The sequence below is a fragment of the Amorphoplanes friuliensis DSM 7358 genome, from assembly GCF_000494755.1.
Classification (GTDB): domain Bacteria; phylum Actinomycetota; class Actinomycetes; order Mycobacteriales; family Micromonosporaceae; genus Actinoplanes; species Actinoplanes friuliensis.
In genome coordinates, this window is record NC_022657.1 from 1,453,844 (window position 1) to 1,478,121 (window position 24,278).

The following is a 24,278-nucleotide window of genomic DNA, read 5'->3' on the forward strand; positions in this document are numbered from 1 at the left end:
CCGTGACCCCCGAGACAGCGTGTGGCGGCGACTCGTACAGCAAACACGCGGCAAGCGGGGTGTCGCGGAGCGCCTATGCGCAGGTGGGGCGCAGTTCATTCCGGTCTGAAAACCAGTGTGGCCTGGCGCCCAGCCGGTGGGTTCGATTCAAGTGGCTCTAACGCCCGCCTTGGTCAGGCTTTGACCAGGTCTACTCGGCCGCGTCCCTCCGGGGTGGAGGCCTGAGGCTGGATCCCGTTGCGGTCCAGTGATCAGCGTAAATGTGACTCTTAGTAGACAAGGCATTGACATATCGTTATCTTGGCGACCATGAGTCGGTGGCTGATTGGCGTCCTCGTGATTGTCGGACTGGCATTGGGAGGCTGTGCCCAAACGGCGGCGGAGCAATACCAGGAGAGAGAAAAGTTTCTCGACACGGTGACCAACGATGGCATCACCTACCGGGGACAACTCCAAAAGCAGGGGTCTCAGATCTCGGAGCAAGGGTGTCTATTGGGCTACGACCTGCGTGACTACGGCGAAGGAGAGATTCCGTCCGCGCCGGATGACTCGGGTTTAAGCAGCGAGAAGCGGAAAACCTGGCTTGGCCAGGTCAAGGAGTCTTACGTGAAAGGTTGTCTCACTGGCTTACCGCGACCGAAGCCGGAGCCTTCGGGCGTGAAGGCTGTAACGCCCGTACCGCACGGTTCGGTCTCTTCCGGGCGTTGACGGACGGGCTGGTTGCCAGCCCTCTCGAAGTCTTGATTGCAAGCTTGAGCGCGGTCCCGTTGGGAGCGCAGCGGGAGCGAGCCGTGAGCGGAAGAGCACCGCGAGATGCGGTCAGACCCCGTCAGGCTGGGGTGCCGATATGGGCTGAGCTGCGAACATCCTCGTTCTGTACGTTCGCTCGCCGTGGTTGACCTTGGTTGTGGTCCCGGGGGTCGCGGGTTCAAGTCCCGTCGGTCACCCCATGCAGTGGTAACAAAAAGGTCCGGTCGCCGCGGCGACCGGACCTTTTCTGCTGTCGGGCTACTTCTTGGCGCGGTCCCGGAACGTCCAGGCGGCGCTGGTCGAGGGCATCCGCTGACCGTTGGCGCGCTGGCCGGGGATCGGCTGGGACGGCGGCTGCTGCGGCGGGGTCTGGGTGCGCTGTGACGGCTGCCAGCCCGCGGCGGGTGCGGCCGGCGGTGTGGCCTGCGCGGCGGTCCGGCGGGATTCCAGGTAGGCCGCGGCGGCCCGGTCCTCCTCGGTCGGGGCGGCCATCAGGGCGTAGACGAGGCCCAGGACGCCGAAGATGACCGCGAGGCCGATGGGGATGAGCAGCGTGCCGGCGCTCGCGCCCGAGAGGGTGCCGGCCGTCGGGGCCTGGTGCACGGACATGGCGGACATGCCGGTGAAGTGCATGCCGTTGACCGCGACCCCCATGACCAGGGCCGACACGACGATGGCCAGCGGCCGCTGGACGGTCATGGCGAGCCACAGGGCGACCGTGGCCGCCACCACGGCGATGACGACGGCGGCGACGACGCGGCTGGTCATGTAGTCGATGGTGCCGTCGAGCTGCATGGCGTACATGCCGGTGAAGTGCATGGCGGCGACGCCGAGGCCGGCGAAGAGGCCGCCGATGACAAAGCGGACGCCGAGGGCTTTGGTGCCGCGGGCGACGATGAACAGGCCGATGGCGACGGCGACGATCGCGATGACCGCGCTGAGGGCGGTGATGCCGACGTCGTAGCGGATCGGGAGGCCGACCACGCTGAAGCCGAGCATCGCGACGAAGTGCATCGTCCAGATGCCGGTGCCACCGATCGCCACCGCGGCGAGGGCGAGCCACCAGGTGCGCCAGCCGGCGCTGGGTGCGGACCGCAGGCGTGACGCGCAGACCAGCCCGAGCAGTGACCCGAGGACGGACAGCACGTAACTCACGGTCGGAGTGATCCAGCCGTGTTCGAAGTGATGGATCTGCGCCATCCCGGTCAACTCCCTCGATGATCGGCGTACTGATGCATCCTGCCTGCCAGTGGGGGATTCGGCAGAACAATGTGAGGGAGGATTCCTGTTATTGCGACGTTGGGTGGGTGCGTCGATGGCTGTTCGGCGGGCCCGGCTGGCCGGAGAGATGGTCGTCGACGGGCCCCAAGGTCACGGCACCGGTTCCGGCGCCGGCCAGCTCTCCGGCGGCCGGGCTGAGCTGCTCGCGGAGCTCGGCCAGGATGATCTTGTCGTCCAGGTGCTCGGCCGCGCGGGCCAGGAGGCAGAGCCGTGCTTCCCGGAGCAGATCGTGGGGTGACTCCGGGGCCTGCCGCAGAGCTTCGGCCGCCTCCACGGGACGACCCCGCGAGATCAAGATCAACGGCCGGACCCAGGGCTCGTACGGGCCGAAGTCGCCATCCGCCCAGCCGTCCGCCGCCACCGACAGCAGTGCGAGCGCGAGCAGCCCGTCGGCCATGCCGGGCATGTCCTCGGCGGCGAGACGTCCGTCCGCCTCGCGGTAGGCCCGGGCGGCGCCGGGATCACCCGTGACGGCCAGGCGCAGAGCGGCGTACCAGGTGGTGAGCACACCGACGACGGGCAGGTCGTAGCGGTCGGCCAGCTGATCCGCGGCCGCGGCGTGGGCGTCGGCGGCAGCCAGGTCACCCAGCGCGCTGTGCGCCTGCATCAGGATCAGCCGGCCCAGCACCTCGAACGTGGCGAGATCGTGCTTCGCGGCCACCTCGGCCAGTTCGGCGCCGATCGCGGCCCGCTCGCGCGCCAGCCCGGTACGCCGGAACGTGTGCATGAACCGCGCGTTGAGCGCAAACGCCAGCAGGACCGGGTCGCCGTCCTCGCGGGCCAGCGCCTCGGCCTCGCGGGCGGCCCGGTCACCCCGGCCGGTACGGTCACCGCGCAGCTCGAGCGCGAGGGTGCTGAGCAGGCGGCTGCGCTGAGCGCCCCGCACCGCGGGCAGCGCGTGTTCGGCGGCGGCGACGATGCGCGCGGACAGGACTTCGTCGTCGTTGCGGGTCCAGGTGGCCGGGACGACAAAGGCGGCCAGGACCTCCGCGGTCAGCTCCGGATCGTCCAGCTGCTCGGCGGTGGTGATCGCCTCGTCCCGCAGCTGCCGGGCCTCGTGGAGGTGCCCGGTGACCGCCAGCGCCCGGCCGAGACCCATGACCGCGGCCAGTCGTTGCCGTCCGGCGGCGGCGGAGTCGAGTGCCTGGCGCCAGAGCCGTGCCGCGTCGTGCGGTCGTGATCCGCGTTCGGCCAGCTCGGCGGCGGCCCGCGCATATCTGGCGGCCTGCGGAGCGGTGGACCCGCCCGCGAGACCGAAGTGATGGGCCAGCGCGGCGACGTCGTCCGGTCGCAGCCGTTCGAGAGCCGACGCCGCCCGGGCGTGCCAGTGTGCACGGCGCAGCGCGGACAGATCGTCGTAGAGCGTGTCGCGTACCAGGAGGTGGGTGAAGCGGGGCTGACCGCCCGGGCCGTCCTCCGTCAGGAAGCCTGCCCGCAGGGCGGCGTCGAGGGCGTCGAGCAGCGGCGTCCCCGGCCCGGCCAGCGCGGCCAGCACCTCCGGGTCGATGTCCTGGCCGAGCACCGCGGCCTGCTGCAGCACGGTCTGGGCCGGGTCCGGCAGCCGGGCCAGCCGGTGCCGGATGACGTCGCGCACACCGGCCGGGACCTGCTGCAACGCGTCGCCGTCGCCCTCGTGGAGCCGGGCCAGTTCACGGACAAAAAACGGATTTCCGCCGCTGCGGCGATGGATCAGCCGCGCGGTCGGTGCATCGATCTCCCGGCCCGACACGGTACGCGCAAGAGCCCCCGTAGCAGCCTCGTCGAGCCCGCCCAGCTGGATCCGCACGGGCTCGGCACGCGCGAACCGCGCCAGCGCCGCCGTCAGCGCAGGGCTGATTTCGGTCGCCCGGAAGGTGCCGAGGACCAGCAGCGGCCACGGCTCGGCGGTCAGCGCGGCGAGCAGGTCGAGGGTGGCCTCGTCGGCGCGGTGCAGGTCGTCGGCGACCAGCAGCACCGGTCCACCGGCCGCGAGCGCGGTCACCCGGGCGACGGCGGCCTGCCGCAGCCGGAAGCGGGCCGTGGCCGGATCACCACCCGGCTGGTCGGCCGACGGCCAGGGCCAGGCGACCGGCGCTCCGTCGTACTCGGGGGCGTGACCCCACACCACGGTCCAGCCCAGGCGGTGCTGCAGAGCCTCGGCCAGCGTCGTCTTGCCCGCACCCGCGTCACCGGAGACAAGTGCGAGTTGGGGCCGTCCGTCCGAGACGACCTGGCCGGCCGCCTGCAGCAGCCGGTCGAGCTCGTCGTCGCGCCCGATCAGCGGCGGAGGCTCGGGCCGGGGCGCCGCCGGTGGGTTCAGGTGGGCGGCCTGGCCGAGGATGTCGGTCTCCAGCTGCCGCAGCCGCGGCCCGGGATCCACCCCGAGCTCGTCGACGAGGGTGTCGCGGACCCGGCGCAGCGCGGCCAGCGCGTCGGCCTGCCGGCCCGCCCGGTAGAGCGCGGTGATCAGCAGGTGCCAGGCGTCCTCGCGCAGCGGGTGCGACTCGGCGTGCGCCTGCAGACCGGAGACGGCGTCGGCGGCGCGGCCGAGGCCGAGCAGCGCCTCGGCCCGGCGTTCCACGGCGAGTATCCGCAGCTCGTCGAGCCGGTCGATCTCCGCGCGGGCCCAGTGCCGATCGGCCCATTCCGCGTACGCGGGTCCGCGCCACCGGGCAAGCGCCTCGTCCAGCCCGGCCAGCGCCGCCTTGGCCTGGCCGGTGGCGAGCAGATCCGCGGACTCGTCGACGGCTGTTTCGAAGCGCCACGCGTCCACGTCCTCGGCCTGCAATGCGTACCCGGGTGCCGCGGTGATCAGCACCCGGGCGGGCTGCCGCGGCGGCCGGTCGGGTTCCAGGGCGCGGCGCAGGTCGGCGACGAAGGTGCGGATGGCACCGACCGCACCCGGCGGCGGCTCTTCCCACAGGTCGTCGATCAGCGTGTCGACCGGCACGACCCGGCCGCGGGCGATCAGCAGACGGGCCAGCACCGCACGGTGCCGCGGCCCCTTGAGCGCGACGGGCCCGAGCGCGGTCTCCGCGCGCACGGGTCCGAGAACGCCGAAGGCGACCATGGCACCAACTTAGGGCCTGTCCCTCAGGAAGGAGAGCAGCAGCGGGTTGACCAGGTCGGGACGTTCCAGGCTGGGCAGGTGACCGGCCCAGTCCAGCTCGACGTGCTGCGAGCCGGGCAGCAGCCCGGCCAGCTCGGCCGCGGTCTGCCGGAAGTCGGGCAGGTCGTGGGCACCGGACACGAGCAGCGTGGGTGCGGTGATGGCTTTCAGCTCGGTCTCGTGCCCGATCGACGGCGGCACGTCCACCGCTGCCAACTGCACCTCGAACGCGTGCCGCTGCATCACGCGTACCCGGTCGCGGGTTGCCTCGTCCGCGGCCGGGCCCACCCAGGTCTCCACGTTGAGCTCCACCGCCGCGGCCACGTCGCCTGCCTCGAGCAGCTCGTCCTCGCGGGCGCCGAAGGCCCGCAGCTCCGGTCCCCGCTCGTGACCGCCCCAGGCCGTGCACAGCAGGATCAGCGAGGTGACGCGGGCCGGCCACCGCGACGCGAACTCCAGACCGACCTGCCCGCCGCCGGAGGCGGCGATCACCGCGGTGGCCCCGACGTCGAGCCGGTCCAGCAGTTCGCTGACGTCGTCGGCCTCGTTCTGGGATTCCGTCGGCATGGGTGTCTCCCCGAACCCCGGGAAATCGCAGCGGATGACCTGACAACCGGCGCCGGCGAGCACCGGCACCTGGGGATCCCACATCCGGCGGTCGCAGACGGTCGAATGCAGCAGGAGTACGGGCGTGCCGTCTCCGGTCACGTCATGGGAAAGCATCATCGCGTCACCGTAGGGACTCGCGAACCGCGGCACAGCCCAATTAGCTCGCCCAGACCCCGCGAACCTGATCCACGACACGTGCCGCCTGCTCGAAGCCGGCCCGGGCCGCCGGCACGCGGTAGGCCGGGTTCATCGGGTTGGCGCCCATGGTGGCCTGGGCCGTCCGGTCGGCGCTGATCACGACGTGCGGGACACCGAGGGTCGCGGCCTGGGCGTCCGGGCGGTCGCCACGGCGAAGGGCGGCGATCCGCGGTGACAGGACGACCAGGCGGTCGCAGCCCGCGGCGGCGTCGACGTTGGCCAGCGAGCGGACGCCCCCGTCGACGTAGCGCCGGCCGTTGATGGTGACCGGCGCCCACACCGTCGGCACCGCGCAGCTCGCGGCGACCGCGTCCACCAGGGGCACCCCGCTGCCGGCGTCGAAGGTGACGAACTCGCCGGACTCCGCGTCGACCGCGGTCAGCCGCAGCGGCCGGGACGGCCAGTCGTGGACCGGCAGCCGCTGCTCGATGATCGGCCGCCGTTCGGCCTCGGGGGGTGTGCTCGCCCGCAGCGCCGCGCGGCCGAGCCAGGCACGTCCGCGCTGGTGGTCGCCCCACCAGGCGCCGGTGACCATGAACCGCAGGATCCCGCCGACGCCTAAACTGCCGGTCAGCTCCTCGGCGATCACCGCGGAGGTCTGGCCCGCGAAGAGTTCGGCGATCGGCACGCCCGTGCTGAGTTGCGCGGTGACGATCGCCCCGGCCGACGTGCCGACGAACATGTCCGCGGTGGACAGGTCGACGCCGAGCTCCGCGAGCCCGGCGATCAGGCCCGTCTCCCACGCCACCCCGGTTGATCCGCCACCGCCCAGAACCAGTGCTCTCTGCATGGCCCTATTTTACGTACGCTGTACCGGAATTACGAGTCGAAGCCGAGACCAACTTTGTCGAGGGTGCGGAGCCAGACGTTGCGGCGGCCCTCGTGGCGGTCCGCGCGGGCGATCGACCAGCGGGTCAGCTCGATGACACCCGCGCGTACCGGCTCGGGCGGGAACGGGATCGGCTTGCGCCGGACCATCTTCAGCTCGGTGAGCTCGGTCTGCTCACCCGCGAGGAGATCCAGCATCACGTTCGCGCCGAAGCGGGTCGCACCCACACCGAGACCCGTGTAGCCCGCCGCGTACGCGAGACGCCCGCTGTACGCCGTACCGAAGAAGCTGCTGAAACGGCTGCACGTGTCGATGACCCCACCCCACTTGTGCGTGAAGCGCACGTCCTCGAGCTGCGGGAACGTGTCCGCGAAATGGTCGGCCAGCACTTCGAAGGTCGCCTCGCGCTGATCGCGTTCGGGGCTGATGCGGCCGCCGCGGTAGTAGATGGCGTCGTAGCCGCCCCACAGGATGCGGTTGTCCTCGGTGAGCCGGTAGTAGTGGAACTGGTTGCCGCCGTCGCCGACACCCTGGCGGTTGCGCCAGCCGAGCGCGCCGACCTGGTCGGCGGTCAGCGGTTCGGTCATCAGCGCGTAGTCGTAGATCGGGACGACGTAGTGGTGCAGCCGCCGCAACAGACCGGCGTGCGCACCCGTGGCCAGCGCGACGTGCGCCGCGTCGATCCTGCCGCGCCAGGTGTGCAGGCGCAGCCCGGCCCGCGTGGTGGTGATCCGGTCGACCGGGGAATTCTCGAAGAGGCGGACGCCCAGGTCGAGGCAGGCCTGCCGCAGACCCCAGACCAGGCGGGCCGGGTCGATCATCGCGCAGCCGGTGCGGTCCCAGACGCCGCCGAGATAGGTGGGGGAGTCGACCTCGGCGCGGACCTCGTCACGGTCCAGCAGCTGCACGTCCAGACCGCGGGCCACTGCCTCGTCGTGCGAGGCGGTCAGCTCCCGCAACTGCCAGTCGGCCGTGGCGACGTTCAACTCACCCGTACGCGAGAAGTCGCACTTGATCCGGTAGCGCGCGACGGCCGCTTCGATCTCGTCGAGGTTGCGCCGCCCGAGGCGTTCGAGGGTGTCCATCTCGTCGGGGAAGCGGCTCAGCCCGTTGTCGAACCCGTGGGTGAGGCTGGCCGAGCAGAAGCCGCCGTTGCGCCCGGACGCCGCCCACCCGGCCGTGCCCGCCTCGACCACGATCACGTCGCGGCCGGGATCGCGTTCCTTGGCGAGCAGCGCCGTCCACAGCCCGCTGTACCCGGCGCCGACCACCACGAGGTCCGCGGTCTCGACGCCGTGCAGCGGCTCCGCGGCGGCCGGCGCGCCCGCCTGCCCCAGCCAGTACGGCTCGGGAACCGCGTCGGCGAGCGCCCGGCTCGCCATGATCAGGAACGCTTCCGGGGCCGGGAACGGATGCTGGACGCGACGGCGAGCAGCACACCGGCCATGAAGATGAGCGTGCCCATGACGTTGACCTGCGGCGGCAGGCCGACCCGGGTGGCGCCCCAGATCCACAGCGGGAACGTCGTGGTGGTGCCCGCGGTGAAGTTGGTGACCACGAAGTCGTCGAGTGACAGCGCGAAGGCCAGCATCATGCCCGCCCCGACGGCCGGCAGGATGATCGGGAAGGTGATCCGCCAGAAGGTCGTCCACGCGTTGGCGCCGAGATCGGCGGCGGCCTCCTCGATGGACCTGTCCAGGGTCAGCACCCGGGCCCGGACGACGATCGCCACGAACGAGATCGAGAACATGATGTGCGCGATCGTGATCGTCACGACGCCGAGCCCGGCCCCCACCGAGACGAAGAGCGTCAGCAGCGACGTGCCCATGACCAGCTCGGGCGAGGAGATCGTGGCAAACATGATCAGGTTGAGCGTGCCCGAACCGCGGAACCGGAAGCGGCCCAGCGCGTACCCGATGCCGGTGCCGAGCGCACCCGCGACGAACGAGCTCACCACGGCCACGCCCAGGGAGACCACCAGGGCCTTGGTCAGTTCGTCCAGATCGAAGACCCGGCCGTACCACTTGAAGGTGAAGCCCTCCCAGGTCTGGTTGTACCGGCCCGGGGTGTCGTTGAAGCCGAACGCGATCATGAACAGCACCGGCAGGATGAGCCAGGCCATGATCACCCAGGTGTAGATGTACAGCGCTCGCCCACCGGTCAGCCGAGACCGGCGCGGCTTGACGACGGGCGCGTCTTCGAGCACTGCCTGCGTCATCGGGCTGCCACCTTCATGACGTCCTCCGTACCCAGGACCCGCGCGTAGCTGAAGACACCGAACAGCAGCACGGCCATCAGGGTGAAGGACAGGGCCGATGCCATCGGATAGTTGGAGCTGACCAGGAACTGCGACTGGATGACCTGACCGATCATCGTGGTCTCCGGGCTGCCCAGCACCGCCGAGTTGACGTAGTCGGAACTCGCCGGCACGAAGGTCATCAGCACGCCGGCGAACACACCGGGCAGGGCCAGCGGCAGGATCACCTTGGTGAAGGCGGCGGCCGGGTTCGAGTACAGGTCCCGGGCCGCCTCGACCACCCGCGGGTCGATGCGTTCCAGCGCCACGTAGACCGGCAGCACCATGAACGGCAGGAAGTTGTAGACCAGGCCGCCGATGACGGCTGCGGGCGTACCCAGGATGTGGAAGTTGTCGGGAAGCAGGTGGATCTGCTTGAGCGAGCCGAGCAGGATGCCGTCGTCCGTCAGGATCTGCCGCCACGAGATCGTGCGCAGCACGAACGAGACGAAGAACGGCAACAGCAGCAGGAAAAGATAGGTCGGCTTGCGCCGCCCGCCGTAGAAGGCGATCCAGTACGCGACCGGGAACGCGATCACGATCAGCAGGATCGTGGTGATCGCCCCGTAGATCAGCGAGCGCACCAGCTGCACCCGGTAGTTCGAGATCGCGTCCACGTAGGTCTGCCAGTGACCGGTGAAGACGTACCCGTTGACGATGTCGCCCTGCTGCAGCGACAGCGACAGCATCGTCACCATCGGGATGACGAAGAACAGCAGCAGCCACAGCCCGCCCGGCAGGACGAGCAGGTAGGGCGCCAGGACGCGCCGGCTCCAGCTCATGGGCGTCAGGCCAGCACGATCGGCTCGAAGATGCTCTGGTACTCCTGCTGCTCCGCCACGGTCGCGAAGTCGCGGAAGTAGTGCAGCTTCGCGTAGTCGGACTGGGCCGGGAACACCAGCGGGCTGGCCGCGACCGCTTCCAGGGCGGCCTTGTCGTCGCCGGACGCCTTGGCCGCGTCCTTCTTGATCTGTTCCTGCGCGGCCGGGACCGGGCAGACGTAGTTGATGTACTCGGCCAGCGTCGCGGCGTTCTCGACCTCGTAGAAGAAGTCCATCAGCTTGATCGCGTCGAGCGGGTTCTGCGCCGTGATCGGGATCGCGAAGTTGTCGGTCCAGATCGTGCCGCCCTCGTCCGGGATCACGAACTTGAAGTTCGTGCCGTCGGAGACGTTCTTCTGGAAGATGTCACCGGACCACGCCTGGGTGATCCAGACCTCGCCCTTGCCGAGCGCGTCGACGTAACTCTGGTCGTAGTAGTTGCGGACGATGCCCGCGCTCTTCTGCTCCTTGAGCTTCGCCGCGGCCTTCTTCCAGTCGTCCGGGGTCGACTTGGCCGGGTCGATGCCGAGCGCCATCATGCCGAAGTTGCCCAGCTCCTGGGTGTCGGAGTACATGCCGACCTTGCCCTTGAACGCCGGGTCCCACAGGTCGGCCAGCTTGGTGATCGGCCGGGTGATCTTCGACGGGTCGTATGCGATGCCGGTCATGCCCGAGGTCCACGGGATCGTGTAGACGTTGCCCGGGTCGAAGGCTTCCTGCGCGTACGACTTGTCGGCGTTGGCGACGTAGTTGGGCAGCTTCGAGTGGTCCAGCGGCGCCAGGAACCCCGAGTCGACGAACTGCTTGAACTGCACCCCGTTGGTGATGACCATGAGGTCGTAACCGATCGACTGGCCGGCCGCGAGCTGGGGCTGCACCTTGGCGAACCAGGGGCCCATCTCCTGGATGACCTCCTGGTACTTCACCTGCACACCGGTCGCCGCCGTGAACTTCTTCAGCTCGGGCTGCTTCGGGTCCATGTAGAGCGGCCAGTTCGCGAAGTCGACCTTGCCGTTGCTGGTCTTGCCGGCCCAGTACTTCGCCACGGCGTCGGCCGCGGGGGCACTCGGCGCGGACGTCCCCGTGCCCTTGACACCGCAGGCGCTCAACGCCATCGCAAAAGCCGACAGGCCGGAGAGGCGCAGGGCATCACGCCGGCCGAGCCGCCGCTGGGTCATGCCGCGGATGAGGGACGGGTCGGGGGAGAACGGCTGGCTCATCAGACTCCGATCGGGTACGAGTGCTGGCAATTCCAGGTGAGGAACACCCGGTCACCGGGACCGGCCAGATCCTCGGCGGAGAAAGCGTTCTGGTCGAAGACCACGAAGTCGGGGCCGGCCGAGGTCTTCACCGTGTAGTTGGTCGAGGTGCCGTGGTAGACGACGTCGGTGACCACACCGGTCAGCACGCTGTCACCCGTGCCCGCCGGGGCGTCCTGCGACAGGTCGATCTTCTCGGGCCGGATCGACACCTCGACGGTGTCGCCGGTCTTCATCGCGCCGACGACCGGCACCAGCACCCGTTCGCCCTCGCCGTAGGACAGCGTTGCCACGCCCTCCGTGATGCTGTCGATGCTGCCGTCCAGCAGGTTCGACGTACCGATGAAACCGGCCACGAACCGGGTGGCGGGCTTCTCGTAGATCTCCCGCGGCGAGCCGAGCTGGTCGATGCGCCCGGACTCCATGACCGCGATCCGGTCGGACATCGTCAGCGCCTCACCCTGGTCGTGGGTCACGTAGACGAACGTGATGCCCACCTCGCGCTGGATGCGCTTGAGCTCCACCTGCATCTGCTGCCGCAGCTTGAGGTCCAGCGCGCCGAGCGGCTCGTCCAGCAGCAGCGCCCGCGGCCGGTTGACCAGCGCCCGCGCCAGCGCGACACGCTGCTGCTGGCCGCCGGACATCTCGCGCGGCGCGCGCTTCTCCATGCCGTTCAGCGAGACGATCTCCATGATCTCGCCCACCCGGCGCTGGATCTCCTTCTTCGCGACCTTCTTGCGCTCCAACCCGAAACACACGTTCTGGTACGCGTTCAGATGCGGAAACAGCGCGTACGACTGGAACACCATGTTGACGTCCCGCTTGTTGGGCGAGACACGGGTGACGTCCTGGCCGTCGAGGAACACGGTGCCACCGGTCGGCTCCTCGAACCCGGCGATCATCCGCATCGTGGTCGTCTTGCCGCAGCCGGACGGGCCGAGCAGCGAGAAGAACTCGCCGGACCCGATGGTCAGATCCAGGCGCCGCACGGCCTGCACCTTCTCGCCGTGCGACAGGTAGTCCTTGTGCACCCCGGCCAGCTCGATCGCGGGCTGGGCGGTGCCGTCGCCAGGGTCTTCGTTCACGATGGACATGCGTACCTCTTCGCGGGGGGAGGGGACGGCCGGGCTCAGCCCAGATGACTCATCACGTGTTTGATCCGGGTGTATTCCTCGAAGCCGTACATCGAGAGGTCCTTGCCGTACCCCGAGTGGCCGTACCCGCCGTGCGGCATCTCGGAGACGAACGGCAGATGCGTGTTGATCCACACCGCGCCGAAGTTCAGCCGGCGCGAGACCCGCAGCGCCCGGCCGTGGTCGCGGGTCCAGACACTCGCACTCAGACCGAAACGGACGTCGTTGGCCCAGCGGACGGCGGTGTCCTCGTCGGTGAACTCCTGCACGGTGATGACCGGGCCGAAGATCTCGTCCTGGATCATCTCGTCCCGTTGTTTCAGGCCCGCGACAACCGTGGGCTCGACGAAGTAGCCCCGGTCGCCGATCTGCCGGCCACCGGTCACCACCTGCGCGTGCTCGGGTGCCCGCTCCAGGAAGCCCCGGACGCGTCCGAGCTGGGCGGCGTTGTTGACCGGCCCGAAGTACGCGTCCGGATCACCCGGCCCACCCACCCGGGTGTCCTGCGCGGCCCGCGCCAACGCGGCGGTGAAGTCCTCGGCGATCCGGCTGTCGACCAGCACCCGCGTCGCCGCGGTGCAGTCCTGCCCGGCGTTGAAATAACCGGCACCGGCGATGGCCTTTGCGGCAGCCTCGATGTCGACGTCGTCGAAGACGACCACCGGCGCCTTGCCACCGAGCTCCAGGTGCACCTTCTTCAGGTCGGCGGCGGCCGCGACGGCCACCTCCATCCCGGCCCGCGTCGACCCGGTGATCGACACGAGCTGCGGCGTCGGATGCACCACCAGCGCCCGCCCGGTGTCCCGGTCACCGCAGACGACGTTCAGCACACCCGGCGGCAGGAACTCGGCCGCGATCTCCGCCAGCAGCAACGTGCTGACCGGCGTCGTGTCTGACGGCTTCAGCACCACGGAATTACCCGCGGCGATCGCCGGCGCGAACTTCCACACCGCCATGACCATCGGATAGTTCCACGGCGTGACCTGCGCACAGACCCCGATCGGCTCCCGCCGCACCCACGACGTGTGATCCCGCAGATACTCCCCGGCCGACTTCCCCTCGAGCATCCGCGCAGCCCCGGCAAAAAACCGCAACTCGTCCAGCAGCGGCGCCATCTCCTCGGCCCGCGTCGCCTCGACCGGTTTGCCGGTGTTGCGACACTCCGCGGCAATGATCTCGTCGGCGCGCGCCTCGACAGCATCGGCAATCCTCAGCAACGCCCGCTGCCGCTCCGCGGGCGTGGTGTCCCGCCACGTCTCGAAGCCGGCCTCAGCCGACGTCATCGCCTGTGCGACATCGTCCGCGGACGAAACCGGCGCAAAGGCGTACGTCTCCCCGGTGCAGGGGTCGACAACCGGCGAAACCTCCCCGTCGGCCGTGTCGACAAAGGACCCGGCGACGAAGTTGCGGAGGACCGGTAGGTCAGTGCTCACGGAAAAGGGCCTCCCGCCTCGGGGCTGTGACCGCCCCCACACGAAGAGGTGGACCTTGACACAGTGAAAGCCCTAAAAACAAGGGAATCCGAAGGATTTTGCAAAGCTGAAACGGAATCGGGAGTCCACCCCCCGAGATCACCACGCAATCCCGCGTCCCCGCCCCGTTTACGCCCGTTTTCCGCACCAGCCTTACTCGCTTGAGCTACCCGCGGCAACGGCCCGCCGCCCGCCTCCGGTCAAAGGCGGCTGAACGCAGCACGCAACGCCGTAATTTTCGCCTGCCTCGCGAGCCGGTATTCGCGGCGTACGGCCACAACCGTGCCATCCACCTGTCCGAGCAGGATGCGAGGTGGTGTGGTCTCCGCCATCAGGCGCAGACGGTCGGCGACGGTGGACATCGACCGCGGCAGTCCCGCAAGCAGTAGCGGATCCGGTGCCGGGGCATCGGGTTTGCAGTCGGCACGGCGAAGACTGTCCGGCAGATCCTCAATCATCCGCTGGGCGGCACGAACGTGGTTCGGGTAATCGCGGGCTGCCCACTCGGCTCGAAATTGGGTGTTTTCATCCTGGGGCTTACCAACCGCGTCCTTCGACAGAAGACGCGTTGTAGCCACGATTGCGGCGATATGTGAGCGTAAGGCTTGGGCGAGTCTCAGCGCGTGCCGGTGACGTTCTACGGTGGCCACGAGTTGTCGATAGTTCGGATCATCGCGGGGCAGCGCAGGCTCGAGCACCTCACCGATCTGCTCAGCCAGTCGCTCCACCGAGGTGTGCTGCTTCTTCACCTGTAGGTCCAGGTTCTTCCTGGCGCGCCGCAGGCCGCTACGTCGTCTGGCCTTTACCGGATCGAGGAGCCAACCCGCGAGGGGAGGCGCGGCCAACATCGTCTCGGTCTCGGCCAGCTGCCGCCGATTTACAGCGAGCGCGGCGCTGATTTTGCGGTATGCGGCCAGACGTGGCGCGATGAAGATGCGAGACCGGGGATCCAGCACGAGTCGAGACTAGGCAGCTGTGTGTGAGCGGAGGAGGGCTGACAGCCATGAGCCAAATCGGGCATCCGTACTCGTAAAGTCGGTTGAGGGGGTTGGCGGGGGCTGGTACGGTCCGCGGCGATGAATACTTTCTCCCTGAGATTGGGGGTTCCGTCCGACAAGTGTGAGTGCTGATGCGCTCTGCTTCGGACGGGGAATCCCGGCTTCTGTTCTGGCGGCGCGTGCGGGAGTTCGCCGTGCCGCCCTCGATGATCGAGTCAGTCACTGCCCGGCGCCGGGTGGGGGACTGGGCGGCTGCTTGTGCCGCTGCGCGCGTTGATGTTGATCTGAGTTTGCGGGCCGTGGCTCGCGTCCACGGTGGGGAGATCGCCGCGCTCGTGCGGGCCGATCTTCGTCATCTCGCTCCGGATCTGTTGCGGTGGCATCTGCCCCGCATCGCCCCCGACGGCCTGCTGCGGCCGGGACTCACGATCTCTCTTTCCCGGTACGCCGGCAGCAAAGTCCAGCTGGTCGCGCGGACGCCACCGGGCTGGGCCGACGGCGGCCAGCGGTTCAGCCTCGCGGTGTGGGACGGCGCCGGCGCCGAACCGCATCCTGACCGGCGGTTCCGGCTCGACCTGCACCGCCACCTGTGGGATGCCCGGCGGAGCCCGGAGTTGCGGGACCGGTCCGCGGGTTGCTGGCCGGCCGAGGCCAGGATCCTGCTGGGTGGCGACGGCGTTTTTGTCGTTCGTGCCGGTGCCCGGCGCCGGGTGACGCTCGAGCTGTCTGCCGGCGGGATCAGGCGTGTTCCGGACTCGGCCGCGCGGGTACCGATGCTGCCCGACGCTGCGACCTGGGTCGCCCCGGACCGGGCGTTGCTCCGGGCCGGACTGATGAGCCCGGACCTGCTGCATCCCCTGGTTGCCGCGGCCCTGGCGCCGGATCACGTCCGCAAGCCGGCGGCGGCTGGGACAAGCGGGCCGCGTCCGGTGCGGTGTCGTGGCGCCGAGCACCGGATCGGCCTGGTCGGCGGTGTGCTCGCACCGCTGGACCACAGCGCCGACGAGATTCGCCGCGAGGAGCTGCTCGTGGCGTTGAGCGGCACACCCCTGCCCTGCCTCCAGGCGATCGACGCCGCTCACCGCAGCCCGGAGTCGCTGGTCGACGTCCGTGCGCGGCTCGATCACGGCGACGCGGCGGGTGCGCTGGCCGTCGTCGAGGACCTGCTGGGGCCCGATGCGTTGCTGCGCAGCGGGGCTCTGCACGACGAGTTGGAAACCGCGGCGCAGCGACGGGTCGCGTACGGGCTGTTCCGCTCCGGGCTCGCCGGAGTCGGACTGAAAACGCCCGCCCGGGCCCGCCGTCCCCGCAACATGCGATCCCATCCCCGCCACACGATGGCCCGATGACGACCAAAGGTGATCATTTGATGCTGACCTCCGCCCGGCTCGACGTTGCGAACGACCTGCTCGGCCTCCTGCGTGACTCCGGCACCGAACCCCGTCCCGACACGCAGCTGGAGGCGCTGACGCTGGCGGTTGCGGCCGACCTGCCCGTACTGCTGTGGGGTGAGCCGGGAATCGGCAAGACCGCGGCGCTCGGGCAGCTGGCCGAGGCTCTTGATCTGCCGCTGACCACGGTCATCGCGAGTGTGCACGAGCCGTCGGACTTCTCCGGGCTGCCGGTGATCGGCGACGACCCGGCGGTCCAGGGTGTGCCCATGGCCCCGCCCGACTGGGCCGTACGCCTGGTCCGGGCCGGTCGTGGCCTGCTCTTCCTCGACGAGCTCTCCACCGCGCCGCCCGCGGTCCAGGCCGCGCTGCTGCGGGTGGTGCTCGAGCGCCGGATCGGCACGCTGCGCCTGCCGCCGGGGGTCCGGATCGTGGCCGCCGCGAACCCGCGGTCGTCGGCGGCCGACGGCTGGGAGCTGAGCCCGCCACTGGCCAACCGGTTCGTCCATTTGCAGTGGGTGCACGACCACGATGTGGTGGTCCGCGGTCTCGGCGGCACCTGGCCCCGGGCGTCGCTGCCCCGGCTCGATCCGGCCCTGCTGCCGGACGCGGTCGCGTACGCCCGGCGCGCGGTGTGCGGATTCCTCGCCGCCCGTCCCGCGCTGGTGCATCAGCTGCCGACGAGCGAGACCCGTCGTGGCGGGCCCTGGCCGTCACCCCGGAGCTGGGAGATGGCGTTGTTCCTGGTCGCGTTTGCGACCGCGGCCGGCACCTCCCGGGAAGTGCTGTCCCTGCTGGTCCGGGCCACGGTCGGTGACGGGCCGGGGCTGGAGTTGCTGGCCGCGCTGGACCGCATGGACCTGCCCGATCCCGAGACCCTCCTCGCCGATCCCGGGAACGCGGTGCTGCCCGAACGCGGTGACCTGCGCCAGGCCGTGCTCGACGGGGTGGTCGAGGCGGTCCGGAAGCGCCCCGAGCGCTCCCGGTGGGAGGCGGCGTGGGTGGTGCTGGTCAAGGCGATGGAGACCGGCGCACCGGACCTGGTCGTCGTGCCGGCCGGTGACCTCGCCGCACTGAGGCGCGAAGACTGGGACGTCCCCGCCGCGATCGACCGGCTCACCGGCGCGATCTCGGTGTCCCGCCGCGCGGACCGGGAGGGCGTGCGCGCCGCATGACCACACTGGACAGCGAGAAGCTGTTCGCCGCCCGGCTGCACGCCGCCCGCGTCCGGCCCTACCTCGCCACCGCGCTGTTCGCCCTGCACCCGGTCGAGTCCCGGACCGTGCCGACGATGGCCGTCGACCGCCACTGGCGGTGTTACATCTCGCCGGGGTTCGTCGACCGGACCCCGCTGGACGAACTGGCCGGGGTGTGGGTCCACGAGGTGTCGCACCTGCTGCGCGACCATCACGGCCGCGGCGACCGGTACGCCCTGGCCCACGGTCTCAGCGGGCCCGGCGAGCGGCTGCGCATGAACATCGCCGCCGACTTCGAGATCAACGACGACGCGTACGGGGACGGTCTGACCCAGCCGGCCGGGGTGGTCCTGCCGAGCCTGGTGCGGCTGCCCGAAGGGCAGTTGATGGAGGAATATCTGCACGAGTTCCGGCTGGGGCCGCACACGCAGAACCTGGTCTGGCTCGACTGCGGCAGCGGTGCCGATGGCCTGGAACGCGAATGGGACCTCGGCCCGGGTGACGCCCACGGGCTCACCGACCAGGAGCAGGACGCGGTGCGGTTCCGCGTCGCGAACGGCATCAACGGGCGGCCCGGTCGTGCCTCCAGGAACTGGCAACGATGGGCGGAGGACGTCGTCCACCCGCCGCAGGCCTGGCGTGACCTGCTCGGGGCCGCGATCCGGTCGGCGGTCTCGGGCGGCGGCGCCGGGGAGGACTACACCTACAGCCGCCCGGCGCGCCGGGCGGCGAGCCTGCCCAAGGTGGTCCTGCCGAGCCTGCGGCGCAAGCCCCCGCGGGTGTCCGTCGTCATCGACACGTCCGGCTCGGTCAGCGACGCCGAGCTGGGCAGCGCCCTCCTCGAGGTCGCCGCGATCGCCCGCGCGGTGGGCGGCCGGCGCGACCTGGTCACCGTCCTGTCGTGCGACGCGGCCGCCCGGGTCGTCCACCCGCTGTGCCGCGCCGAGGGCATTCCGCTGGTGGGCGGAGGTGGCACCGACCTGCGGACGGGTTTCACCAAGGCCCTGCGCACCAACCCGCGCCCGGACGTCATCGTGGCACTGACCGACGGCCACACCCCCTGGCCGGCATCGAGACCCTCGTGCCGGACGGTGATCGGCCTCTTCGCCCGCGACACCGGCCACAGCTCGTGGAGCGAGGACGACCCCGACTACGTCCCGAAGCACCCACCCGACTGGGCCCGCGTGGTCAGCATCGGCTAGCGGCATCGTCGACGGAAAGTGACTAGAGGTCGTCCCAGGGGCCGTGGCGGGGCTGCTCCTGGCGTGAGCGTACGGGCTCTGGCCGATCCTCCTCCCGCAACAGGATCGGCCAGAGCTCCGACAGTGTCACCGGCTCGGCCGGGATCTCGTCCGCGTCGGCGTCCGGGCGGTGCGGGTCCGACCACAGCGCCTGCACGCGGGGTGGTGGTGTCCAGGTCAGCTCGGGTGCGTGGTGGGTGGGCAGGGCCACGACACGTTCGCGGTTCGGGGGTGTCCAGACCGGTGGTGAGCCCCACCAGATGATGCGTTCCGCGTACCGGATCGGGGCCGAGACCGGGAGGGACGGCTGCGAGGGCTCGTCGGGGAGGGCGTCCGGCGGGCGGACGGCCGCGCCGGTCGCCGGGGCCGTGGCGAGCAGGACGGCCGCGCCGATGGTGACAACGCCGGCGCCGATGGCGACCAGGCCCCAGCCGGGGCGGACGCTGTCACCGAGCAGCAGCAGCGCGACGGCCGAGGGGGCGGTGACCTCGGCGATCCAGTGGACCGCGGTGACCTGGCCGACCTGGCCGCGTTGCAGGGCGTTGGCGTAGAGCAGCATGCCGTTCGCGGCGAAGATCAGCACCGCCCAGGTGAGCGGCTCGGAGACGATCGCCAGGGCCAGCGCGCCGGGATGTCCCATCGCCTGCTCGGGCAGGTGCAACGCCCGGCCGGACAGGGCCGCACCGCCGAGGCAGAGCCCGCCCATCGCGGCCACCAGACCCGGAGGACAGGTACGCGCCGCGCTCCGCCCGAGGAGCGTCAGCAGCACCGCAGCCGTGCAGAGCCCCCAGCGCAGCCCGGCCGAGGCGGGTGTTCCCTCCTGCGGCCCGGCCGACAGGGCCAGGACGGTCAGGGCGCTGATCGACACGATCACACAGGCGACGTCGCGTTTGCGCAGCTTGGACTTGAGGACGAAGCGGGCCGCCAGGACGGTGATGGCCAGGGAGCCCGCGAGGATCGACTCGACGAGATAAACCGCGAGCTCGCGGAGGGCGACCATCGAGCCGGCCCAGGCGAGCACGTCGAGCGCGATGCCGGTCAGGTAGAGCGGATGACTGAGCGTGCGGGCCAGGCTGGTGCTGCGTTTGGCGGCGACTGCCTGCAGGATCGACGCTCCGGCATAACCGAAGGCCCCGAACACGGTGATCGCCAGCGCGATCCAGCCTGCGGCGGTCACCGGAACTCACCAGCCGCCGCGACGCTGTGTATATCGAGTCATCACAATCTGATGATAGGTGTGCCGACCGCCTCCGCGCGAGGCCTTGCGACCTGCGGATTCACTTCCCGATGCGGAGAACGGAGATCGTGTTGTCGTCGCCGTTGGACACATAAGCCAGCGTCCCGTCCGGTGACACCGCGACCGAACGCGGACTGCCACCCACTCTCACCGTCGCGGTCACCGCTCCGGTCCGTCCATTCAGTACGGACACAGAACCGCCGCCCTCGTTCACCACGTACGCGTGTGCGCCGTCGGTCGCGAACGCCACGCTCTGTGGTTTGCTGCCGACCTTGAACGGCCCGCTGCGCCGCATCGTCACCAGGTCGATCAGGTTCGCCGCGTCCGCCTCGTACCCGGCGACCAGCACTGTTCTCCCGTTCGGTGACACGGCGACACTGTGCGGAGCCTTGCTGACACCGATGGACCGCAGCACCTTGCCGGAACCCATGTCGATGATCGAGACGGCGTTCGACTCGTGGTTGGGGGTCACCGCGCGCATGAGGTTCGCCGAGAAGGCCACCGCGTGCGGGTTCGGTTTCACCGCGATCCGCCCGTCGGGATGCTGGTCCTTCGCCGCGAAGACCTCGATCCGGCCGCTGCTGTGGATCGGCACCCAGAGCCGGTCGTCGGGGCCGACCGCCAGCGTGAACGGCTGGTCCCCGGTGATCAGGTAGCGGACGACCTTGCGCTGGGCGGCGTCGACGACGGCAACACCGCTGCCGGTCTTCTTGTCGTTCTCATACATCGACACGAAGACGAGCCGGCCGTCCCGCGACGTGGTCACGAACCGCGGGGTGTTGCGCAGCTTGATCGAGGTGACGCGTCTGGAGACGGCGTCCACCACGGACAGAACCCGTTCGCCCTGGTTGGCGACGTAGATCGTCCGGCCGTTCGGGGAGACCGCGACACCCTCGGGCTCCTTGCCGACCCGGATCGTGCCGGTCACCGCGGGCTTGGCGACGCTGACCACGCTGCGCGCGAGCGGGATGCGCGGGACGGTCGTGCCCTTGGGTGCCGCGACAGACGGGCCCGCCAGGGTGCGCGGAGTGGCGCCGGTCGTGGACGGTGCCGAGGTGCCGTCGAGGGCGGCCACCTGCTGCCGGGCGGCCTGCTCGTTCCTGTTCATCGCCACGGCCACACCACCGCCGCCCAGCACCACACCGGCGGTCAGCGCGGCGAGCAGCACGGTTGCGCCCGAGCGGCGGCGCGGAGGCGGCGCCGAGAGGACCGTCATGCGCGACATGGCGAAGTCGTTCGCGCCGTCGGCCGACGGCAGGCGCGCCTCGATCTCGGCGCGGGACGAGGGCGGGGGTGCGGTGGCCAGGCCGGTCACGCGTACCTCGGCCCAGCCTGTCGGGCCGCGGACCGTGACGGAACCGTCGAGCCAGTCCGACTCGGGCTCCCACACGATGTGCAGCCGGCGTCCGTCCATCCGCGCGCGCAGGCCCGGACCGGCGACGGTCACCGTCGAGGTGGCGATGGCCAGCGGGGCGCCCTCGATCAGCACTTCCGCGGCCAGTTCCGGCGTACCCCGGACGACCGTGCCGAAGTCGACGCGGTCGGGATTGAAACGCACGGCCGATCGCTCGAGCGCGGCCGTCGCCGCAGCGGCGACACTGCGGCTGTCCTCGTCCGTCAGACTCCGGAGCACCCGCCACGCCGCAGCTGCCATCGCGAGATCCGTGCTGTTCGCGAGCAGTTCCGCTTCGTCCACACCCCGCAGACGGGCGGCCCGGACCGAACTGTCGATCATGGCCAGCACCTGCGGCGGCAAACCTCGGTTACTCATCGCATCACCACAGTCATCATGAGTGACGATCAGAGACAGCGAAACCCGTCACTATGAAGTTGGCATCTTTGGGTGCAACCTGGCAGTCCCGCTGCTGGTCCTTTTCGAAACGTCGACGAGCGGGGAGCGCATGTGGATGCCGAAGAGGCCGTACGCCAGGCGTACGAGGTCCATTACCGGCGGCTGGTGGCGCAGGTGTTCGGGCTGATCGGTGACCTGGCGGAGGCCGAGGACGCGGTGCAGGAGGCGTTTGCCAAGGTGCTGGCCGCGCCGCGGTCGTTCGTCCAGGCCGACGACTCCGAGCGGTGGCTGCGCGTGGTCGCCCTGAACGTCGCCCGCAGCCGGTACCGCCGCCGGTGGGTGTTCGACCGGCTGGTCCGTGCGGGCCGGGTCGAGATCGCACCGGCCGCCGTGCCCGGTCTGTCCGCCGACCGGGTGGCGCTGCTCACGGCGCTGCGGCAACTGGCCCCGCCGACCCGCGAGGCGGTGGTGCTGCATCACCTGGCCGACCTTCCCGTGGACGAGGTCGCCGCCACGCTCGGCGTGCCGGTGGGCACCGTCAAGGCCCGCCTGTCCCGCGGCCGCGCCACGCTCGCCCGTTTCCTCACCGACGACGACCCCGCCCCGCTGACCGAGGAGGTCCGGCATGCCTGAGCAGCACTTCGACGGTCTGCGTGACTACGCCGGCACCGCGAGCCGCCAGCCCGACTTCGCCGTTGTCCAGCAGCGTGCCCGCGGGGTCCGCCGGCGCCGCGCGGTGCTGACGAGTGTCACGGCCGCCGCGGCCGTCCTGGTCGCGACCGGTCTCGGGTACGCGACCACCAACGGCCAGGGTGACGTGTCGGTGTCCGACCCCTCGCCGGCGCCCACCGAAACGGCGGATCCCGGCGGCGACTGGCAGCCCCGGATGACCAACGTCGTCGGCGGCAGCGCCACGGACCTTTACGGCATCTACGAACGCTGCCGCGAGTGCGGCCCGGAGCTGTACGCGTCCGCCGACGCCGGCCGCACCTGGAAACGCCGGGCTGAACCCCCGCAGACGCCGCAGAACGCCGACCCGCGGATCCCCACGATCACCTCCCTGGGCCAGGGGCTGCTGGCCTGGCACGACGGGCGGATCCTCACCCCGTCCGACCTGGACGGCACCGGGAAGGAGGTCCCGGCGACCGACGGACTGTGGACCTCCGTCGACGGCGGCCGCACCTGGAAAGCCGCCGCGGTGGACACCACGCCGGTCAGCGTGTTGCCGCCGGGCACCCGCCCGGTCGACTGCGTCCTGGCCGACCTGAAGCCGCCCTGCAAGATCTACGCCGTCGACCCCGTGACCGGGCGGTTCGCCCCGCTGGCCGCTCAGCCCACCGGCATCACCATCGAGGAAGGCTGGACCAACCTGACCAACGTCCCGCCTGGTGACACCGTGTGGATCCCGGGACTGGACCCGCAGACACGGAAACCGGCCGTGGCGGTCAGCGCCGACCGTGGCCGCACCTGGCGCACCCACGTGTTCACCGACGGCGTGCCGGCCGAGGCGGACAACGGCTTCACCCCCACCATGTACCTCCCCGCGATAGCCTCCGGCCCGGACGGTCTGGCGTACGTCCTGACCTACCGGAAGGATCTCCGCATGGATCCGTACCGCACCACCGACGGCGGCGTCACGTGGAAGCGCGGCCAGTCGACGGACGAGACCCCGGACGGCGGTTTTGTCACCGCCGACGGCGCCCACGTCATCAAGACCGGCGACCGGTTCCTGATCAGCACGAACGGCGGTGACTACGAACCGGTCACCCTCCCCGGGTACCCGGAAGAGCTGCTGGAACTCACCCAGGTGACGTCCCGCCAGGCCACCGACCTGTACGTGGTGTCCTCCGAGGGCGACGCGTACATCTCCGGGGACGGCCGGACGTGGCGACAGGCAGAAGGGCCGTGACGTTCTTCCGCTCGCTGGCCACCGGTCGCCGCACCTCCACCTACACGTACACCGAACTGGACCCGCACGGCCGGCCCGTCCGCCACATCGAGCTCGACGCCCGCACCGGCACCTACCTCGCAGCCGGTGCGGGCGGCCACCCGCCGCCGGCCGATGCCTCCGAGATGGACCCCGACGACTTCGACGAGCTGTGGCGGCGGGCCCGCTGCTACCTCGACGGCCGCGCCGAGGTCCAGATCCACCGGGTCGAACCGGCAACCCCGGAAGGCCTGCCGGTGGTGGTCCGCTGCGTGGGCGGCCGCGTCCGCGTCGGCACCCGCCTGACCAGCATCCGCGAAACCTTCGAAACCGTGACCATCACGGTGGCCCGCATCATTTGTTACGGCCGCGACGTCCCCGAGATAACGCCCCTCCACACCGCGACCCTGATCCTGGCCGGCGTCGGCCACGCCAGGGTGCACGCCGACCTCCACCTCGACGGGTTCACTGATTGAGCGGACCGTTGTCCCTCGCAGCGATGGCGTCGGCGATGAAGGCGCGGAAGCCGGCGAACTGCTCCGCGGTCAGCTTCCAGCGGCGCCCGCCCGCGATGTCGTTCTCGCCGTAGGCCCGGCCCAGGCGGACCTTGAAGCCGTCACCGTTCGGCGTCGCGGAGATGCGCAGGTAGGACACGTGGTAGCGCACGCTTTCCTCGGTGCCGCTGTGGAAGATCTCGAGGACCCGCCCGTCCAGCACCAGGATCTGGTCGTCGAAAGCGAACTCCGTTGCCATGTCTTTC

The 24,278-nt window shown here is 70.4% G+C and carries 21 protein-coding genes; 7 read left to right on the plus strand and 14 right to left on the minus strand.

Annotated features, from left to right (window positions below):
* Nucleotides 1–309 precede the first annotated feature (309 nt).
* Complete coding sequence (locus tag AFR_RS45890; protein ID WP_148307889.1) at nt 310–708, plus strand: hypothetical protein; 399 nt, start codon at nt 310–312, stop codon at nt 706–708.
* A 300-nt stretch (nt 709–1,008) separates the two neighbouring features.
* Here AFR_RS45890 and AFR_RS06705 read toward each other — a convergent pair whose 3' ends face one another.
* The 11 genes from AFR_RS06705 to AFR_RS45895 form a co-directional block, all read right to left on the minus strand.
* Nucleotides 1,009–1,950, minus strand: coding sequence for an MHYT domain-containing protein (locus AFR_RS06705; protein WP_023359143.1), 942 nt, complete (start codon nt 1,948–1,950; stop codon nt 1,009–1,011).
* An 88-nt stretch (nt 1,951–2,038) separates the two neighbouring features.
* Nucleotides 2,039–5,080 (minus strand): ATP-binding protein, encoded by a 3,042-nt coding sequence (locus tag AFR_RS06710; protein ID WP_023359144.1) that lies wholly within the window; start codon nt 5,078–5,080, stop codon nt 2,039–2,041.
* Nucleotides 5,081–5,089: 9 nt separating this feature from the next.
* Entirely contained in the window at nt 5,090–5,845 is a 756-nt protein-coding gene (locus AFR_RS06715) for an alpha/beta fold hydrolase (RefSeq protein ID WP_041841854.1), read from the minus strand.
* A 40-nt stretch (nt 5,846–5,885) separates the two neighbouring features.
* Nucleotides 5,886–6,716 carry a patatin-like phospholipase family protein gene (locus AFR_RS06720; protein WP_041840656.1) on the minus strand — a complete coding sequence of 277 codons (831 nt, stop codon included), beginning with the start codon at nt 6,714–6,716 and terminating at the stop codon, nt 5,886–5,888.
* 29 nt (nt 6,717–6,745) lie between these two features.
* On the minus strand, nt 6,746–8,137 hold the full coding sequence (locus AFR_RS06725) for an NAD(P)/FAD-dependent oxidoreductase (protein ID WP_023359147.1): 1,392 nt from the start codon (nt 8,135–8,137) through the stop codon (nt 6,746–6,748).
* A gap of 2 nt (nt 8,138–8,139) precedes the next feature.
* A complete protein-coding gene (locus tag AFR_RS06730) occupies nt 8,140–8,973 on the minus strand; it encodes an ABC transporter permease (protein WP_023359148.1) in 834 nt (277 codons plus the stop codon).
* Complete coding sequence (locus AFR_RS06735) at nt 8,970–9,833, minus strand: ABC transporter permease (RefSeq protein ID WP_023359149.1); 864 nt, start codon at nt 9,831–9,833, stop codon at nt 8,970–8,972. Before AFR_RS06735 ends, AFR_RS06730 begins: the two co-directional genes overlap by 4 nt.
* A gap of 5 nt (nt 9,834–9,838) precedes the next feature.
* Nucleotides 9,839–11,092: a polyamine ABC transporter substrate-binding protein gene (locus AFR_RS06740; RefSeq protein WP_023359150.1), complete on the minus strand. Its 1,254-nt coding sequence runs from the start codon at nt 11,090–11,092 to the stop codon at nt 9,839–9,841.
* A complete protein-coding gene (locus AFR_RS06745; RefSeq protein ID WP_023359151.1) occupies nt 11,092–12,225 on the minus strand; it encodes an ABC transporter ATP-binding protein in 1,134 nt (377 codons plus the stop codon). Before AFR_RS06745 ends, AFR_RS06740 begins: the two co-directional genes overlap by 1 nt.
* A 35-nt stretch (nt 12,226–12,260) precedes the next feature.
* A complete protein-coding gene (locus AFR_RS06750; protein ID WP_023359152.1) occupies nt 12,261–13,697 on the minus strand; it encodes an aminobutyraldehyde dehydrogenase in 1,437 nt (478 codons plus the stop codon).
* A gap of 239 nt (nt 13,698–13,936) precedes the next feature.
* On the minus strand, nt 13,937–14,692 hold the full coding sequence (locus tag AFR_RS45895; protein WP_148307890.1) for a hypothetical protein: 756 nt from the start codon (nt 14,690–14,692) through the stop codon (nt 13,937–13,939).
* 173 nt (nt 14,693–14,865) lie between these two features.
* Between AFR_RS45895 and AFR_RS06755 the strand changes: the two genes are divergently transcribed.
* The 3 genes from AFR_RS06755 to AFR_RS06765 are packed head-to-tail and all read left to right on the plus strand — an operon-like array spanning nt 14,866 to nt 18,523.
* Nucleotides 14,866–16,083 carry a hypothetical protein gene (locus AFR_RS06755; protein ID WP_041841856.1) on the plus strand — a complete coding sequence of 406 codons (1,218 nt, stop codon included), beginning with the start codon at nt 14,866–14,868 and terminating at the stop codon, nt 16,081–16,083.
* Entirely contained in the window at nt 16,080–17,300 is a 1,221-nt protein-coding gene (locus tag AFR_RS06760) for an AAA family ATPase (RefSeq protein ID WP_202963975.1), read from the plus strand. Before AFR_RS06755 ends, AFR_RS06760 begins: the two co-directional genes overlap by 4 nt.
* A complete protein-coding gene (locus tag AFR_RS06765) occupies nt 17,297–18,523 on the plus strand; it encodes a vWA domain-containing protein (RefSeq protein WP_023359155.1) in 1,227 nt (408 codons plus the stop codon). Before AFR_RS06760 ends, AFR_RS06765 begins: the two co-directional genes overlap by 4 nt.
* A gap of 22 nt (nt 18,524–18,545) precedes the next feature.
* On the opposite strand, the gene AFR_RS06770 is transcribed toward AFR_RS06765, so the two are convergent.
* Nucleotides 18,546–19,739 (minus strand): DMT family transporter, encoded by a 1,194-nt coding sequence (locus AFR_RS06770; RefSeq protein ID WP_023359156.1) that lies wholly within the window; start codon nt 19,737–19,739, stop codon nt 18,546–18,548.
* A 100-nt stretch (nt 19,740–19,839) separates the two neighbouring features.
* Nucleotides 19,840–21,570, minus strand: a complete 1,731-nt coding sequence (locus AFR_RS06775) for a YncE family protein (protein ID WP_041840658.1) — start codon at nt 21,568–21,570, stop codon at nt 19,840–19,842.
* A 132-nt stretch (nt 21,571–21,702) separates the two neighbouring features.
* Between AFR_RS06775 and AFR_RS06780 the strand changes: the two genes are divergently transcribed.
* From AFR_RS06780 to AFR_RS06790, 3 genes are read left to right on the plus strand one after another with little or no spacing between them, the layout of a single operon-like run.
* Nucleotides 21,703–22,224, plus strand: coding sequence for a sigma-70 family RNA polymerase sigma factor (locus AFR_RS06780; RefSeq protein WP_023359158.1), 522 nt, complete (start codon nt 21,703–21,705; stop codon nt 22,222–22,224).
* Nucleotides 22,217–23,500, plus strand: a complete 1,284-nt coding sequence (locus AFR_RS06785) for a sialidase family protein (protein ID WP_023359159.1) — start codon at nt 22,217–22,219, stop codon at nt 23,498–23,500. The genes AFR_RS06780 and AFR_RS06785 overlap by 8 nt, the downstream gene beginning before the upstream one ends.
* Complete coding sequence (locus AFR_RS06790) at nt 23,497–23,994, plus strand: hypothetical protein (RefSeq protein ID WP_023359160.1); 498 nt, start codon at nt 23,497–23,499, stop codon at nt 23,992–23,994. Before AFR_RS06785 ends, AFR_RS06790 begins: the two co-directional genes overlap by 4 nt.
* Here AFR_RS06790 and AFR_RS06795 read toward each other — a convergent pair.
* On the minus strand, nt 23,984–24,271 hold the full coding sequence (locus AFR_RS06795; protein WP_023359161.1) for a hypothetical protein: 288 nt from the start codon (nt 24,269–24,271) through the stop codon (nt 23,984–23,986). The two genes, AFR_RS06790 and AFR_RS06795, sit on opposite strands and share 11 nt — an antisense overlap.
* Between the last annotated feature and the right edge of the window lie 7 nt (nt 24,272–24,278).